The 15,017-nt window shown below is 38.3% G+C and carries 11 protein-coding genes and 5 pseudogenes; 6 read left to right on the forward strand and 10 right to left on the reverse strand.

Features of this window, described 5'->3' with window-relative positions:
• Positions 1–110: 110 nt before the first annotated feature.
• Complete coding sequence (locus SAGCYANO_RS32310; protein ID WP_237396906.1) at positions 111–1,007, reverse strand: alpha/beta hydrolase; 897 nt, start codon at positions 1,005–1,007, stop codon at positions 111–113.
• Positions 1,008–1,379: 372 nt separating this feature from the next.
• Here SAGCYANO_RS32310 and SAGCYANO_RS32315 point away from each other — a divergent pair, with 372 nt between their 5' ends.
• A complete protein-coding gene (locus SAGCYANO_RS32315) occupies positions 1,380–2,348 on the forward strand; it encodes an SDR family NAD(P)-dependent oxidoreductase (RefSeq protein WP_202223816.1) in 969 nt (322 codons plus the stop codon).
• A 276-nt stretch (positions 2,349–2,624) separates the two neighbouring features.
• Here the strand turns inward: SAGCYANO_RS32315 and SAGCYANO_RS32320 are convergent, their stop codons facing one another.
• Complete coding sequence (locus SAGCYANO_RS32320) at positions 2,625–2,789, reverse strand: hypothetical protein (protein ID WP_202223817.1); 165 nt, start codon at positions 2,787–2,789, stop codon at positions 2,625–2,627.
• A 453-nt stretch (positions 2,790–3,242) separates the two neighbouring features.
• On the opposite strand from SAGCYANO_RS32320, the gene SAGCYANO_RS32325 reads away from it, so the two are divergent.
• Positions 3,243–3,509 (forward strand): transposase family protein, encoded by a 267-nt coding sequence (locus tag SAGCYANO_RS32325; RefSeq protein ID WP_202223818.1) that lies wholly within the window; start codon positions 3,243–3,245, stop codon positions 3,507–3,509.
• Positions 3,510–4,458: 949 nt separating this feature from the next.
• On the opposite strand, the gene trpE is transcribed toward SAGCYANO_RS32325, so the two are convergent.
• The gene (gene trpE, locus SAGCYANO_RS32330) at positions 4,459–5,994 is read right to left on the reverse strand and encodes an anthranilate synthase component I (protein ID WP_202223819.1); all 1,536 of its coding nucleotides are present in this window, start codon (positions 5,992–5,994) and stop codon (positions 4,459–4,461) included.
• Positions 5,995–6,314: 320 nt separating this feature from the next.
• On the opposite strand from trpE, the pseudogene SAGCYANO_RS32335 reads away from it, so the two are divergent.
• The 3 genes and pseudogenes from SAGCYANO_RS32335 to SAGCYANO_RS32345 all read left to right on the forward strand — a co-directional run.
• Positions 6,315–6,846: pseudogene (locus SAGCYANO_RS32335) on the forward strand (RNA-guided endonuclease InsQ/TnpB family protein); the annotation flags it as partial.
• 204 nt (positions 6,847–7,050) lie between these two features.
• Positions 7,051–7,272 carry a transposase gene (locus SAGCYANO_RS32340; protein WP_237396919.1) on the forward strand — a complete coding sequence of 74 codons (222 nt, stop codon included), beginning with the start codon at positions 7,051–7,053 and terminating at the stop codon, positions 7,270–7,272.
• 95 nt (positions 7,273–7,367) lie between these two features.
• Positions 7,368–7,739, forward strand: coding sequence for an RNA-guided endonuclease TnpB family protein (locus tag SAGCYANO_RS32345; protein ID WP_202223820.1), 372 nt, complete (start codon positions 7,368–7,370; stop codon positions 7,737–7,739).
• A 145-nt stretch (positions 7,740–7,884) separates the two neighbouring features.
• On the opposite strand, the gene SAGCYANO_RS32350 is transcribed toward SAGCYANO_RS32345, so the two are convergent.
• Positions 7,885–8,313 (reverse strand): photosystem I reaction center subunit II PsaD, encoded by a 429-nt coding sequence (locus SAGCYANO_RS32350; protein ID WP_202223821.1) that lies wholly within the window; start codon positions 8,311–8,313, stop codon positions 7,885–7,887.
• Positions 8,314–9,788: 1,475 nt separating this feature from the next.
• Between SAGCYANO_RS32350 and SAGCYANO_RS50845 the strand changes: the two genes are divergently transcribed.
• A complete protein-coding gene (locus SAGCYANO_RS50845) occupies positions 9,789–10,025 on the forward strand; it encodes an anti-sigma factor antagonist (RefSeq protein ID WP_202223822.1) in 237 nt (78 codons plus the stop codon).
• 107 nt (positions 10,026–10,132) lie between these two features.
• Here SAGCYANO_RS50845 and SAGCYANO_RS32360 read toward each other — a convergent pair.
• From SAGCYANO_RS32360 to SAGCYANO_RS50870, 6 genes and pseudogenes are all read right to left on the reverse strand, one after another.
• Positions 10,133–12,213, reverse strand: a pseudogene (locus SAGCYANO_RS32360) (DICT sensory domain-containing protein).
• A 1,106-nt stretch (positions 12,214–13,319) separates the two neighbouring features.
• Positions 13,320–13,400 (reverse strand): annotated as a pseudogene (locus SAGCYANO_RS50850) (hypothetical protein); the annotation flags it as partial.
• A gap of 38 nt (positions 13,401–13,438) precedes the next feature.
• Positions 13,439–13,498, reverse strand: a pseudogene (locus SAGCYANO_RS50855) (DUF2973 domain-containing protein); the annotation flags it as partial.
• A 114-nt stretch (positions 13,499–13,612) separates the two neighbouring features.
• Positions 13,613–13,927, reverse strand: a pseudogene (locus tag SAGCYANO_RS50860) (zinc ribbon domain-containing protein).
• A 214-nt stretch (positions 13,928–14,141) separates the two neighbouring features.
• Positions 14,142–14,738 (reverse strand): RNA-guided endonuclease InsQ/TnpB family protein, encoded by a 597-nt coding sequence (locus SAGCYANO_RS50865; protein WP_375340039.1) that lies wholly within the window; start codon positions 14,736–14,738, stop codon positions 14,142–14,144.
• A gap of 16 nt (positions 14,739–14,754) precedes the next feature.
• A complete protein-coding gene (locus SAGCYANO_RS50870; protein ID WP_375340031.1) occupies positions 14,755–14,901 on the reverse strand; it encodes a helix-turn-helix domain-containing protein in 147 nt (48 codons plus the stop codon).
• Between the last annotated feature and the right edge of the window lie 116 nt (positions 14,902–15,017).

Raw genomic sequence — 15,017 nt, forward strand, 5'->3', positions numbered from 1 at the left:
CCCTACTCCCCTACTCCCCTACTCCCCTACTCCCCTACTCCCCTACTCCCCTACTCCCCTACTCCCCTACTCCCCTACTCCCCATCTAATTACACCGATGCTACCGGATTTCATCTCACCCCGTGAAGCAGAGATGCTAAAAAGCGTTCGGTATAATACAAAGCAAGCTGATTGCTAATCCCAGGAAAAACTGCGTCAAAGCCGTGTTCGGCCCAGGGGATTTCTAAAAAAATAGCCTGGTTGCCAGTTGCTCGCAGTTGATTGTATAAAATTCGTCCAAACTTAGATTCTACTATGTGGTCGCGGCCTGCATAAACCAATAAAGAAGGGGGAAGAGCAGGTCTAACATAACTTTTGGGAGAGGCTTTTTGATAGAGTTCTAAGAGTTCGTCTGGCGTTCCTCCCAAAAAATCCCGCAGGATAGCATTTGTATTGATAGGATTGGGAAAAGGTGGATTGTGGAACCCTTCTATTAAGTCACTGGGTGCGTAGTAATTTACCACTGCTCGAAAAGGTATAGCACCTTGCTCGTAAGCAGCCAGACTTGCTAAATGGCCTCCTGCTGAACGGCCCATTATTGCTATGCGCTCAATATCTACTCCCAAATTATCCGCATGGGCTTGAATATACTGCAAGGCTGCTCGTACATCTTCGATTTGAGCGGGAAATTTATACTTGGGTGCATGGCGGTAATCAATAGCTATTACTGAGTAGCCTTGAGCTGCTATGTAACAACTAAACCTCTCATAGTTATCAGGACTGCCTTGTTTCCAAGCTCCACCGTAGACAATTACCACAGTAGGAAACTTCTGCAACTTTTGTGTAACTAAAGGCTGGTAAACATTTAGTTTGAGGTCTACTCCATCGGGACTGGCAAAGACAATACCTCTTTGAATCCGAACTTCCTTTTTAGGAAGCCCACGAAAAACCTCTGCAAGGACAAATGGTTGGGGACGCATTTGGGCTTTTAAGTCTTCAGGAATACTTTGTAAATAGTCTGTTCCCAAAACCCTCTCCATCTCAACAGCAAAGTTAGTGTTGGTAGTAGCTAGCTGGCTCAGTGGCAGTAAACTTAATATTAGGCCAAGTAAGCTAGAGATGAAGATGAGAGCAGACCACCAAGTTTTGTGAACAAAAACTGTTAGTATAAGCGCAAGCAGATTTAGGCAAATCAGCCAAGGGCTAATTTCTGGAGATCCCACTCCCAAAGGTAAAAGAAAAAAGATTTGGAGCAGGAATTACAATCCAGAGACTGAAAAAAAAGTCCTAATATACTCAATAGTAACGGAACTAACCACCAGAACTGTAAAATCCCTGATAAGTTTGGTTGAGGCATCGTTTTTCGCTAAACTGTATTTGGTAAACTATAGCAAGTAATTATGACAGACCTGAAAGGTAAAGTAGCATTGGTTACAGGAGCAACGCGGGGTATAGGTAAGGGCATTGCAATAGGTTTAGGTGAGGCCGGTGCTACTATCTATATTACAGGTCGTAGTCTCGAAAGACCTTGTGTTAACGATGGCGTTTCTGGTACTCTCCAGGAAACACAGTTAGCTATTGAAAAAGCTGGTGGTAAGTGTATTCCTGTTCAAGTAGATCATGGGGATGACGAGCAAGTACGGTTACTTTTTGAGCGCATCGAAAATGAACAACAGGGACAACTTCATATATTAGTTAACAATGTCTTCTCAGGGGTAAAGGCCATTGGAGATGCCTACGGTCAGCCATTCTGGAAATCTGAACCTAGTCTTTGGGACCTAGTCAATAATGTAGGTCTTCGCAGTCACTATATTAGCAGTGTATTTGCTGCCCGAATGATGGCTCCTCGTGGGGGGGGAATTATCTTTACTATCTCTTCCTGGGGTAGTATGTCTTATCTTTTTGGTGCTGCTTATGGTGCGGGTAAGGCAGCAAGCGATCGCCTGGCAGCAGATATGGCAGTAGAGTTAAAAGCAGATAATATTGCTTCTATATCTATTTGGCCGGGAATTGTCGGTACAGAGCATATAATTAATTTTACCAATCAATTGAGTCAAAGCAATACTGTAGATAGTTTTGGTGATAGTGAAAATTGGGAAACTCCTTTGTTTATAGGTAGAGTTATTGCGAATCTGGCTGCTGAACCAAGTATTATGAGTCATACGGGTAAGGTGCGGATTGTTGCTGAACTTGCTGAAAAATATAATATTGTAGATGAGAATGGTAATTGTCCTATATCTGTACGTTCCCTTCGTTTTTTAATTCCTTTTACTGTTCCTGCACTGAGAAAATATGCGTGGTTAATACCAAATTTCAAAATCCCTTGGTTTTTATTGCTATGGGGAAGGTTGATATCACCTCAAATTTAATTATTAGACATCTCCTCCAAAAGAGGGAGTAGGCAGTAGGGGCGATTTCCGTTCCGGAATGCTCCGCAAACGCGAATCGCCCGTACAGCAGTAGGGAGAAATAATTGATAATTTCTGTGTGATAATTGACAGGAATATTTAAGTTTAAAGCTTTATGTAGACCACCATTATCTAGTTGAATTATGTGAACTTCATGGGGAAACTTTTCTGCAAATAATTCTAAAAATCTCTCATGCGCAAACACTATTCAGGTGAGTAAATTCCCAACAAAAGCTCTCACCAGTTGATGGTTCTACGCTCCCCATATAACCATCGATCAAAAAACTGCCATTGCTCTTTTTCAACTGGTTTTACTCCAAAAGATGTAATTTTTCGCCTCGAAATAGTTTTCGCTTCTATTACGGCTTTCATCCTGACACCAATAGCGAATTGTTTGACCATCTTTCACCAAATCTTGATTTTTTTCACACATAGATTTAATTAATTCTGGGAGTTTTTTTAAAGTTATTTACTGCATCTTTTCCTTGTTTAATATTAACTGGACGTGGCACCTTAAGCTTGGCTTTTAATTGATAACGTTTGCGCAGCATGACCTAGGAAACTATTTTATATATAGTTCCATAACTTGCTTGAATATCATAAATGCTATTAAGCCAAGCCATGAATTTCACGATAACTATCTAAAACCTTCTGGGTCTTGTAATTCTCCTCTTAATTTATCTTTAACTGTTTCTGGAATTAATGATTGACGACCAGGACTTGTGCTAATTGTTAATAAACTTTCTAGTCCACCTTGATGTTAGCGTAGCTCCTCCGTAGGAGGCTATTGACTTATACCAATTTGAAAAAAGAATGTTACAAATACTTTTGAAAAACTAATAAAATTAATAGAAAATGCTCAAAAAGTTGAAGAAAAAAAGACAGGCGATAATGCTCCGCATCGCTAACGCGAACGCCAGTCAAGAAAAAAGGTTAATCAAGGCAGGGGGAGGAAGAAAAAAATCTTTAAGCAAGACAGAAGAGATAATGTTGACCTTATATTATTTGCATCATGTACCAACATTTCAGCTACTAGGAGCAATATTTGGAGTTAGTGAGTCAACAGCAAATAATATTTTTCACGCTTTGGATAGATATTTTGAGGGAATTATTACCATCTAGTTTACTAGAGGAATTCTCGGGAAAAGAAAACGAATATTTATGGATATGCATAGGCTTTTACAGAAATATAATTGATATTTGATAGTACAGAGCAGGATAGGAAAAGGCAAAAAAATGATGATAAACAGAAAAAATATTATTCAGGAAAGCAAAAAAGTTATACGTTTAAAGATTAAATAGTAATCACAGAAAAGGCAGAAAAAATAGTAGGGAAAAGAGGTCCAGAAAGTGATATGAAATTATTCAAAAAACAACAAAAAAGTTTGATAAGCAACAAAAATTTCAAGGAAATAAAGGGTTTCAAGGTGGGGAAAAAGTTAACAGGCTAAATAAAAATAATAAACCATAAAATGTCAGAATAAGTAAAGAAAGAGAATAAAAAAAAGCTCAAAAAGAATATTTGTATAACATATAATAATACTGATAAAAATATGCGCGAGTGGCACGAGAAAGATTTAGACTTAAAGATAGTAATTATGAAAAAGTAATTTTAATAATATGTGGTTTAGTAAGATTAATAATAGGAGTATTAATATTATTATAAGTCATAATTTTTGCTCTGAAAAAAAGTCATGAAAAACTAGATATAAATGGTGAATAATTAACATTAACTATCTGTAATACGATAAAGCCCGTAAAAAATGACTATCTGGTGGAGCTGGCGATCGCTCCCCAAAAGATAGTTATAGTTACAGTAAGTGCTTGATAATTTTTGGAGATGTCTATTAATTATTAATTATTAATTATTAATTATTAATTATTCGGTAAGTCCCCCACGCTTATTTGAAAAATTAGTGGTGCGTTTTAATGGGGGTTTGTAGACACGGAGCGGCTTTTCTTGAGTATCCCCCATTATACACGCAACTAGAAGCTGTTAACGTTTGCGTAGCATGACCTAGGAAAGTTCCTCCGCAGGAGGCTAGCTGACCGCTGACCGCTGACTGCTATTTCAACTATTTTTCAAACACCGAATTGCCTCCAACAAACCTCTGGCTTTATTAATACTTTCCTCATACTCTGTTTCCGGGACAGAATCAGCAACTAAACCAGCTCCCGCTTGCACAGTTACCGTGTGTTTACCATCATTTTTCGGCCGAACAACCATAGTTCTAATCGTAATCGCACTATTCAACTGACCCTCAAAATCATAATGTCCATAAACTCCAGAATAAGCACCCCGGCGACAAGGTTCTAATTCATTAATAATTTCCATCGCCCGAATTTTAGGCGCACCGCTAACAGTACCCGCTGGAAAACAAGCCTTCAATAAATCCCAAGCAGTTTTATCATCTGCCAATTCTCCCACCACATTACTAACAATGTGCATCACATGAGAATAACGTTCAATTATCATTAACTCATCAACTTTTACCGTTCCCACTCGGCAAACACGCCCCAAATCATTCCGACCTAGATCGACTAACATAATATGTTCCGCTCTTTCTTTCGGGTCTTGCAACAACTCCTCAGCTAAAGCATTATCTTCTGCATAAGTTTTACCACGGGGACGAGTTCCGGCAATTGGTCTAACCGTAGCAAGACGTTTGCCATCAGGGGTATTTTCTGCTTTTACCATAACTTCCGGACTCGAACCAATGATTTGCCAATCACCAAAATTAAAATAAGCCATGTACGGAGAAGGGTTAATTAATCGTAGGGAACGATAAAGAGCAAATGGTTCCCCTGTATATTCAGTTGAAAGTTGTTGCGAGATAACTACCTGAAAAATATCTCCTGCTTTGATGTAGTCTTTAGCTTTTTCAACATTGGCACAAAATTGTTCGCGGGGTGTATTACTACTATAGATGTCTCCAACTTCTCGACCTTTTCCACCAGGTGGTTGCCATTCTAGTAAAGTATCTTGTTGCGATAGAGGAGATTGCAATTTATCTACTAACTGAGAAACACGGTCGCACGCTTGTTGATAAGCTGCCTCTAAATCTATTTCTGGAGAACGAAGGTCTGCATAGGCGATCGCCCAAATCTTCCGTTTTACCTGGTCAAAAACCAAAAGATTATCAACCTGCATCCACAAACCATCAGGCAAATCATTTTCAGTAGATGGGTAAACAGGTACACGAGGTTCGATCCACCGAATCAACTCATAACCCCAAAAACCAAATAACCCACCAATATCAGGTGGTAGTTGAGGTAGTTTGACAGGTTGATAGTTTCGCAGACAGTTATCTAGAGTATCAAATGGGTCGCCTTCAAAAATTTTCACCGTACCATCCCGGTAAGTTTGGGTAGTGCGATCGCCTCTTGCTTCCAATGTCCACAATGGGTCACAGCCAAGAAAACTATAGCGTCCGATTTTCTCCCCACCTTCAACTGACTCTAGTAAAAAACTGTATGGTTGACCCGCGCAGACACGATACCAAGCAGAAACAGGAGTATCGAGGTCTGCTACCCATTCTTGGTAGACAGGAACAAAGTTACCTTGTTTTGCTAATTGGGAAAATTGGGGGAAGTCTGGAAATATCATAAATTTTGAGGTTTTAGATTTGAGATTCAGTAACCAATATCTTCTGGGAGGAATTTATTTGGTAGCTTCAGTAATTTTATTGGCATAGTTATCATTACCTCCATTAAGCATAGAATGGCTATTTTGTCAATTTTTTAATTGATGACCCACCCAATATTACAACAAAGATACTCTTGATTGTATTGTTATTTTCTTTCATCTCAATGTTGGTTGGAGACCCGCGCTCTCCCAAAGGGGAGCGTCGTCCGCGAAAACCAATCAATATTGATATCTGGCAAACAATGTGTTAAACTGTGAAAAATTAATCGCCTAACATGTAGATGGTTGAGAAAGCATACAAATTTAGGTTTTACCCAACTCCCGATCAGGAAAATTTGCTACGAAGGACGTTGGGTTGTGTACGCTTGGTCTACAACAAAGCTTTAGCAACTAGAACTCAAGCCTGGTATGAACACAAGCAACGAGTAGGCTACAAAGAAACTTCAGCTATGCTGACGAACTGGAAAAAACAGGAAGATTTAGATTTTCTGAGTGAAGTTAGCTGTGTGCCACTACAGCAAGGCTTGAGACATTTACAAAGTGCTTTTACTAACTTTTTTAGTGGGCGCGCTAAATATCCTAACTTTAAGAAAAAACGAAATGGTGGTAGCGCCGAGTTCACAAAGTCTGCTTTCAAATGGAAAGATGGTCAGGTCTACCTAGCTAAATCTGCTGAACCATTGCCCATTAGATGGAGTAGGCAACTGCCACCAGGTTGTGTGCCTAGCACAATTACAGTTAAGCTTGACCCTAGCAGCAGATGGTCAATATCTTTGAGAGTTAATGATACTAGAAATTTAGGCGTTGGTGAAGCGCGTGTATGATATTAGCCTTAATTACTTAGGAGTCAGGAGTCAGAACTCAGGAGTCAGGAGGTTTGAAAGAAGAAGAAACCCCGAGTAGAAGGAGAAAGTTTTTTTTCGCGCTCTTATCTGGACAGGATATCATACCTCAAATCACCAACGCCGAAATTTAAAACTAAAGCCGACTAAGAAACTCTTAGGCATTGATTTAGGAATCACTAGCTTACTAACTACCAGTGATGGAGAAAAAGTTACTAACCCTAAGAATCATTACAAATTACACAAAAAACTGAGGTTAGCTCAGAAGTCTCTAAAGAGAAAAAGCAAGGGGTCTAATAACTATCAAAAAGCTAGGCTTAAAGTAACTAGGATACACGCAAAAATCAAAGATTCAAGGCTTGACTATACTCATAGGCGCGCCCACTCAACTGATTAGAGAAAATCAAACTATTGTAGTTGAAGATTTAGCAGTAAAAACATGGTCAAGAATCATAACCCACCCCCATCCCCTCCCGGGAGGGAGCAAGAGGGGTGGGTAGTGATGCCAACTGGTCAGAATTAGTTAGGCAATTAGAATACAAAGCAGAATGGTACGGTCGTCAACTAATTAAAATTGACAGGTATTTCCCTAGTTCTAAGGGTTGTTCTAATTGTGGTCATGTAGTGGAAAAATTACCTCTAAATATTAGAGAGTGGGATTGTCCTGAATGTGCAGTTCACCATGATCGGGACATAAACACAAGTATCAATATTTTGCGGATGGGAACCCGCGTCGGCGTCAGACGCAAGCGGTCAGACCCCGCGCCGCCGACAGCTCGCTTGCGGAATGCTGACCAAGAGAGGGAACACCCACGCTCGAAGGCTGCGGGAGGAGCAGTGTCAGTCTGTGGAGCGTGCTTTTAGACCATCTGAGAGTAAATCTCGTTTATGCGGGTGCGGCAGAAACACAAAGCCCCTAACAGCGATGCTAGGGAATCCCGCGCTGTCTCGTGAGAGCAGCGTCGGGAGGATGTCAATCTATCCCATAGAATAACTGGTAGATCCGATCCTACACGTCATAGGGTTTTTTACCAGTAAACTTAAGGGTCGCAGGTTCTGGGTTACTGCCAATATTGCGGTCGATCTTACCTACATAAGGACGTCCTTCATTAACCTTTTCAGGGAAGACTCCATCTTTCGGATGTAGGTACTCAGTAGAACCATCAGGGAAAATCCGATAGATTTTGAAGTCCTCAATTTTGGGCTTAAATTTAGTCCTGAGTTGAGTGCCGAGGGCCAAGCATTGCTCTTTGCGAGCTAAGTATAGTAGGTTTTCACCTTCATTCATAATAGCTGCACCACCTGTAGGCATTTCAAATACCTGCTCTTTTGAGCTAGTCCAGGTAATAGCGTATTTTTCTTCAACTTCGGCCTTGGTCAGTAAGCCACCAGTACTGCCACCGAAAATAGGGGGTTGACCTGTTAGTTCGTCTGCCATAAATTTTTGATATGAACCTTTTTATGGAATCCTATCACCACAGTTACTCAGATTTAAGAAATTGTAAGGTTCTGTTACATAAGGATAATTTAGGACTCTGGCCATGTTACAGGTCATTCATATGATGTCCGGATAATTAGGGTTTGCGGAAAAAGTCTTTTAGTAGAGACAGGAGACAGGAGAAATGGGGAATGAGCGAGGAGGTAGGAGTAACAATTGTCAGAGTGATTTTTCTGCCCAACTATGGCCGAAAATACGCTTTGCACTGCAATTCGACCCCAAAAAGACACTTGTCTTTATATGTCAATGCTTTTAGATTAGATCGGTCACGCCCTAATTAGTGATGAAAAAACTTTTTCCTTTTCTTCCCTCTTTTTTCCCTCCTGACTCCTGACTCGATCCTCCTGACTCCTCCCTTATTATTTATAACTATTCAACCGAACATAATATAACTACTAATTGCCATTGACCCAAGAGAGTATCATTCTTTTTTTTTTCGGCGATAGTTGAGGTAAAAAAAAAGAGGGTAATTGCAATAGTCCTCTTGAATTTTACTATGATTTAATTTTAGTCTAGATAAATAATTGAATAATAAAGCTATATTGTTAATTACTCTCAATAGAGTAATCCTAAATTATTTGTGGAAAATTAATGACTTTCTAGTCACAGTTTAAGCTGTTCTCTAAAGGTCTACAATATCTCACAACTTAAATTAAGATGGCTACATACAGCATTTGTAAGCATTCAGCTATTAGCAGTCAGCATTCAGCGAGTTTGTACTTTTTAATAAATGAAGTCAGCATTCTTTTAACTTATACTATTAGATAATTGAAATGCAAGAACAGCAAACTTTAGTTACAACCCTATACAATTCTGTGGCAAGAAACATAGATATGTCTCAGAAGCTGATAGCTGATAGCTGACTGCTGAATGCTTACCAGCATTTTTTGAGTATTATTGCCTTTTGCTTTTTCAAAATATTTTGATATAACCGAATTATAATTGCTATAGATATTTTTGTAGAATAAAAAACCGTAACTTTTTTTGTTTATTGGAAATACTATAGTAACTAATTTTTGGTGAAAGCTGTTCAATAATTGATAATGGATAATGGATAATTGATAATTACCTCTACCTAAAAGGAAGAGGATTGAATAAAGAAAAATTTTTCTTGTTTCTCCTTTAAAGGAGAGGATTTTTACCTTAATTATTCGGTAATTACTCTTTATTAGCAATTTTTAATACTATACCTCTTGTATAAATCAATCTTAGGGAAGAAATAGGAAATTGCTACTCTGCGAGAAGGCTTGGCCTACAGCTGTCTCAGTGCTTTGACCCAAGAGTTAACGCTCTGATTGTCGCCTCGCAATTACATCTTAGATCAAAAAATTGCGGATTTTCCTAACTTATGCAAGAAAACTACTATAAAACTCAAAGCTATTTTTACTTTAATTTATTTAATTATAACGAACTATATGGAAGCAATTTTATTTCGCCCTCAAGGCAACTTAAATTTAAAGAGAAGTTATCAACTCAAGCAAATAGTAGGCCAACTCATCGACAAAACACGAAATTTTTATTGCATAATAGATCTGGGATTAGTAAATAAAATTAATAATTTTGGATTAACTACTTTAGTTATTGTCCGCAAAATTTCTGAAAAAAGAGGATGTCTATTATATCTGTTCAATATCAAGATGATATTCAATTAGTTTTTCAATTAACTGGATTAGACAAAGAATTTAATTTTTAGAAGACGAATCATTTCTTTATTCATTAAAACCTAAACTACTACTTTGCTAGCTGCTAAGTCGATGAATTAGGTTTGTTTCTTCTTTTTTGATTTTCCTTCTCTATTTTGTTCGCTATTACTAACAATTGGAATTGTAAAATGAAACTGACTACCACGATTTTTACCCTCTGACTCTGCCCAAATTTTTCCTCCCAAACGAGTAATAATCTGGCGACAAATAGCTAAACCTAAACCTGTACCACCAACACTTCGTCGTAAAGCACCTTCTTCTTGATAAAAACGATCGAATACAGCTTCTAGGCGCTTAGGTTCAATGCCACGGCCAGTATCAGAAACTATCACTTCTAACATATTATTCCCATTAGAAGTAGCTCCAATCATTACTGTTCCTTCAGACTGAGTAAACTTACAAGCATTATCTAGGAGTTTTGACAATACTTCCACTAGCCATTCTCCATCAGCTAAGACTAAAGGTAGTTCTGTCGATACCTGAGTAGTAATATTCGGTAAATCTTTCTGTGAGTGATGGGCACGAATACTACTCAGAGCCAAATCAACACATTCTAATAGAGGCAAATATTCTACATTCCACTCAACCGTACCACTTTCTAAATGAGACAATGTTAAGAAATCTTGCACAAGATGACGCATTCTATCTGCATCTGCTAGTGCAGTGTCTAGCATAACTTGACGTAACTCTGCAGGCATATCTGGTTCTTGACTCAAACTTTCCAGGCAAACTTGAATAGTGGATAAAGGTGTCCGTAGCTCATGGCCAGTAATTGCAATTAAATTACTACGAGTCCGGTCCAGAGCTTCTAATTGTTGATTTAATTCTTCCAAATGGGCATAAGTTTCAGCCTGGATCAAAGTTATACCTAATTGAGTAGCGATCGCTTGTACTAAATCTATTTTGTCATCAGGCCAATGATGGGGACACGATCCACAGTGGTGTAACTCCACCATACCTAAAAGTCTTCCTTGATAAAGCAAAGGTACCATTAACCAGCTCTTAATTTCCCATTGAGATATTAATGTTTCGATACAGTTTTTCGCCTGAACTTTAGAGCCTTGTGGTGTTTCTGTCAAACAATAATCAGGTAGTAAGCTTGTATCTTCTATAGAGACTTGTTCTTGAGTTTGAAGAACCTTTTGAAATAAAGGATTATCTTGTAAAGGCCATTCTTGATTAACCACAGATTTAACTGACGAACTTAAATATTCATGTGTAATAGTTGCTGTGACATCTAAAGCTCGACATTGATAAATTAAGCATCGGCAAGCTAAAAGTGCTTTTCCCAATTCTTGCACTGCTACTCTAATAATCTCATCAGAGTCTAGCGATCGCCTCATGGCATTAGAAATAATATTAATCAGGCGCTGTTTTTGTTCCTGAGCAGCGATCGAGCGATATGCTTTAAGTAACTTATATTGACTTGCTTGCAAATAAGTCACCAAACGTTGGGCAAAAGGATCGTTAAATTGAGGATTTTGAGTAACTACTTCTGAAGCTTTCTTGAGGTAACGACGATTAGACTTAGATTTAGTTTTACCAGATTTTCTTCCCATCCCGACATCAACATTGATACCATAAGTTTCTCGTGCTGCTTGTACTTTTTCTGCTAATTCTGGTCTATATTTCAGGATTCTATTTAGTAACAACATAGCAGCTTGGACACATACCTGACGGTCAAAAGTCCAAATACCTTCAAACCGACGTGCCTGATCCATGTCAATCAACTGAGATGTTTGATCGCTTTTATCAAATTAAAACGCTCATTACAAATCAAACAACTTGAATACTGTTGACCAAGTACCAGTAAATTCCATTCCTTACTTAGAATCTCTTTAGTATTAAAAGCTATTGTTTCGTAATACTCAGAAGAATCTTTAAATGCTGTTTCTGGTGCTGCTAGTACATATACTTGGGATGTTAGGCTAGCGATTCGTCGATAACGATGAGCTTCCTGGCGATAAAAACGCTCTTGCTGAAAAGTTGCAATTACCAGAGCTTGTTCGGAGCTTGCTAAAACCTGGTCTTCCATTGCATGAGATAGAGCAGTCAGGGATGACTTAAAATAAATTTGTGGTCTCAACTGCGGAATCTCTTGCACCAGTTCTGCCAATACGGATTTAGGGATGGTCATCTGGCGGTTAATCTTTACCCTACTGCACTACTATAGCGCTACGCGTAAGTCAGAAGTCAGTAGGGGCGAACGGCCGTTCGCCCCTACTGTAAAGGCTGTTCGCCCGTACAGTAATCTCTGACTAAGTTTGAGCATTTATAAACGTCCTAACCTATTTGCGTAGTGCTATTATATCAAATATACATTGTTAGTGTTAACACTGCAGAGGCTTTTATTGTTTAGTTTTATCCGATCCCTTGTTATTTTGTATATATGCAGAAGGAAGAAGGAAGAAGGAAAAGTCTTACTTTGTCTAAGTTTTAAACTTTTGAACTGTCCTAAGAGCTGATTTATAAAGTCAATATTAAGAGGATAAATGCTTTACAGTGTAAGGGTTTGACACTATCTAAGCCCCTAGGGCATAATTTTCCACAAACCCATGCTAGAAAGGAGTTTCAACTCAGTTTATAAATCAGCTCTAAGCATTCCTTCGATTGGTATAAATTACAATGGATAATTGACAATTGATAATTGATAATTAATCCCCAAAGGTTTAAAGCTTCTCCTTTTAAGGAGAAAAAAGCAGTCGTAGCGGAGCTTCCCGTAGGGTGGGATGGCGTCATTCGGAGTGGCTCTGTCAAAAGCGGGTCTCCTCGCCATATCCATGAGACCAAGAGAAGAAATCAAATTTCCTTATATTAAATCCTCTCGGTTTTAACCAGAGGTAATTATCCATTATTCATTATCCATTATCAATTGATTAATCTATCTCAAATATTTGGCATTTTCAAATTATAAAAATAACTTGCTATTATCAGTTTTTTTGAAACAAAGCAATAGCAAGTTTTTAGGTTTTTATCAATTTTCTGCTACAAAAATTATCAACATTATTGTACAGAAAATATATGATAATTTAAGAATTAAAAAGCTTTAGACTTTTGATGTATATCTGGGAATTTTTACCAATTTTGCATTGGTTCCTGTAGTCTTTATTTATCCTTCTCATCTCTAGTTTCACTACTAGATTCAAGTTCAGAATTATAAATAGCATCCAACTGTTGACGAGCTTCTTGTACATTAACGGAACGCATCACCAATAAAGGTTCATCAATAAAATTCCCAGATTCATCTAATAATTCCGGATGTGGAATTCTACGAGACTGAGAATCAGAATCATCAGAAGACCATCCTCGGTTTGAGGGGAAGATTGAGACTCAAGGCCCACCGTCAATAGACTACGGATTAAATTACGAACAGCCAAAACAGCAACAGTGGTAAAGGCTAGGATATAAAGCAAATGTAACATAGTTTTCTCCAGGGCCAGATAGGCACTTAGCAAATTTTAAAAAATTTTAAACAATTTTTCTTATTTTATCTCTACTTAACTCTGGATGAGCTTGATGGCCATAAATTATCTTGGTTAGTCATCATCATTTCCAGAGTAGTATAGTCCTTTTACAGTGACATACTCCCACACGCTCGCTGGCGCTACAGTGTGGGCTTCTCGTTTCGCAGCCCCGGTATTCCGTCGGGCTCCACGAGCTTTAAGGACGGAATGCCCTACCGCCCTATTTTTTATATTTATCGCTGCATTCCAGTCGCGGTCTATTACAATACCGCAGTGTGGGCAAGAATGAGTTCGTATGTTTAATTCTTTGAGGACTTTTTAACCACAATTCGAGCAATCTTGGCTGGTATTTTGAGGGTTCACTGCTATAGTTTTCACCTCCAGCATTTCCGGCTTTGACAGTCAAAATAGACAGGAATTGTCCCCATCCAGAATCGTTAATTGATTTACTCAAACGAGTCAATGCTTGCCCTTTAATGTTTAAGTTTTTATGGGCGATAACTTCGGATGAGTGATAACAATTCATTGGCTGTTTTGAAGTGAAAATCTTTACGTTTATCGGCAACCTTTTTATGTTGTTTAGCTAAAGTTTTAACAGCTTTTAACCACCTTTTACTTCCTTTTTTTTTCGAGATAAACGTTTTTGTAGAGTCTTTAATCGTTTCTGAGATTTTCGATATTTATGAGGTATGGGAACAGATTCTCCGACCCTTGTTACTAAGAATTCCTTCAACCCCATATCAATTCCCAGAGTATTTTTTAATGTAGGTTCCACTTCACTTGTTAAAGCTGGAACTGATTTATCTTCTAGGGATAAAGTCACATAATAACCATCTGCTTTACGACTAATAGTTACTGTTTTAATTTGAAAATCATCCGGTAATGGTCGATGTTGAATCAACTTTACCTTGCCTATTTTGGGCAAATTAATTTGATTTTCTTCAATACAGTTTTGTTTGATTTGAGGATAAGTCAAACTACGATAACGTCCTTTTCCTTTGAACCTTGGTTTTCCTAATTTCTGTCCATTTTTATCTGCCTTAAACCATCTATCAAAGGCAAGTTTTACCCGTTTTATCCAATCTTGCAGGACCTGAGAATGAATCAGATTGTACTCAGGAAACTTGTCTTTGGTATTGACCAAATCTCGTTTTTGAGAGTAATAATCTGGATTATCTCTTAGTTGAGGAATTGGCATCACCAAGGGGCAAGCATTAACTGGACAACGGTTTTCTGTCCCACCACGAGAACCGCTCGCCTAACCTATAGTTGTACTGCCGACGCAACAATTCCAACCACATTTCTATGGTGGCTAACTGTTTTTTATTGGGCCTTAATTTATATTGGTAGGCAGTGCGCATGGTGGAAAATTTCCAGGGTTATTGCAAGATAATAATACAAGTTTTTCAACTAGGGCGAAAGCTTCTGCTGGGATAGCATGCAAATTGAATGGGCATCGAACCTATTCAATTTGCCG

Source organism: Okeania sp. KiyG1 (genome assembly GCF_014132355.1).
In the GTDB taxonomy this organism is placed as follows: domain Bacteria; phylum Cyanobacteriota; class Cyanobacteriia; order Cyanobacteriales; family Microcoleaceae; genus Okeania.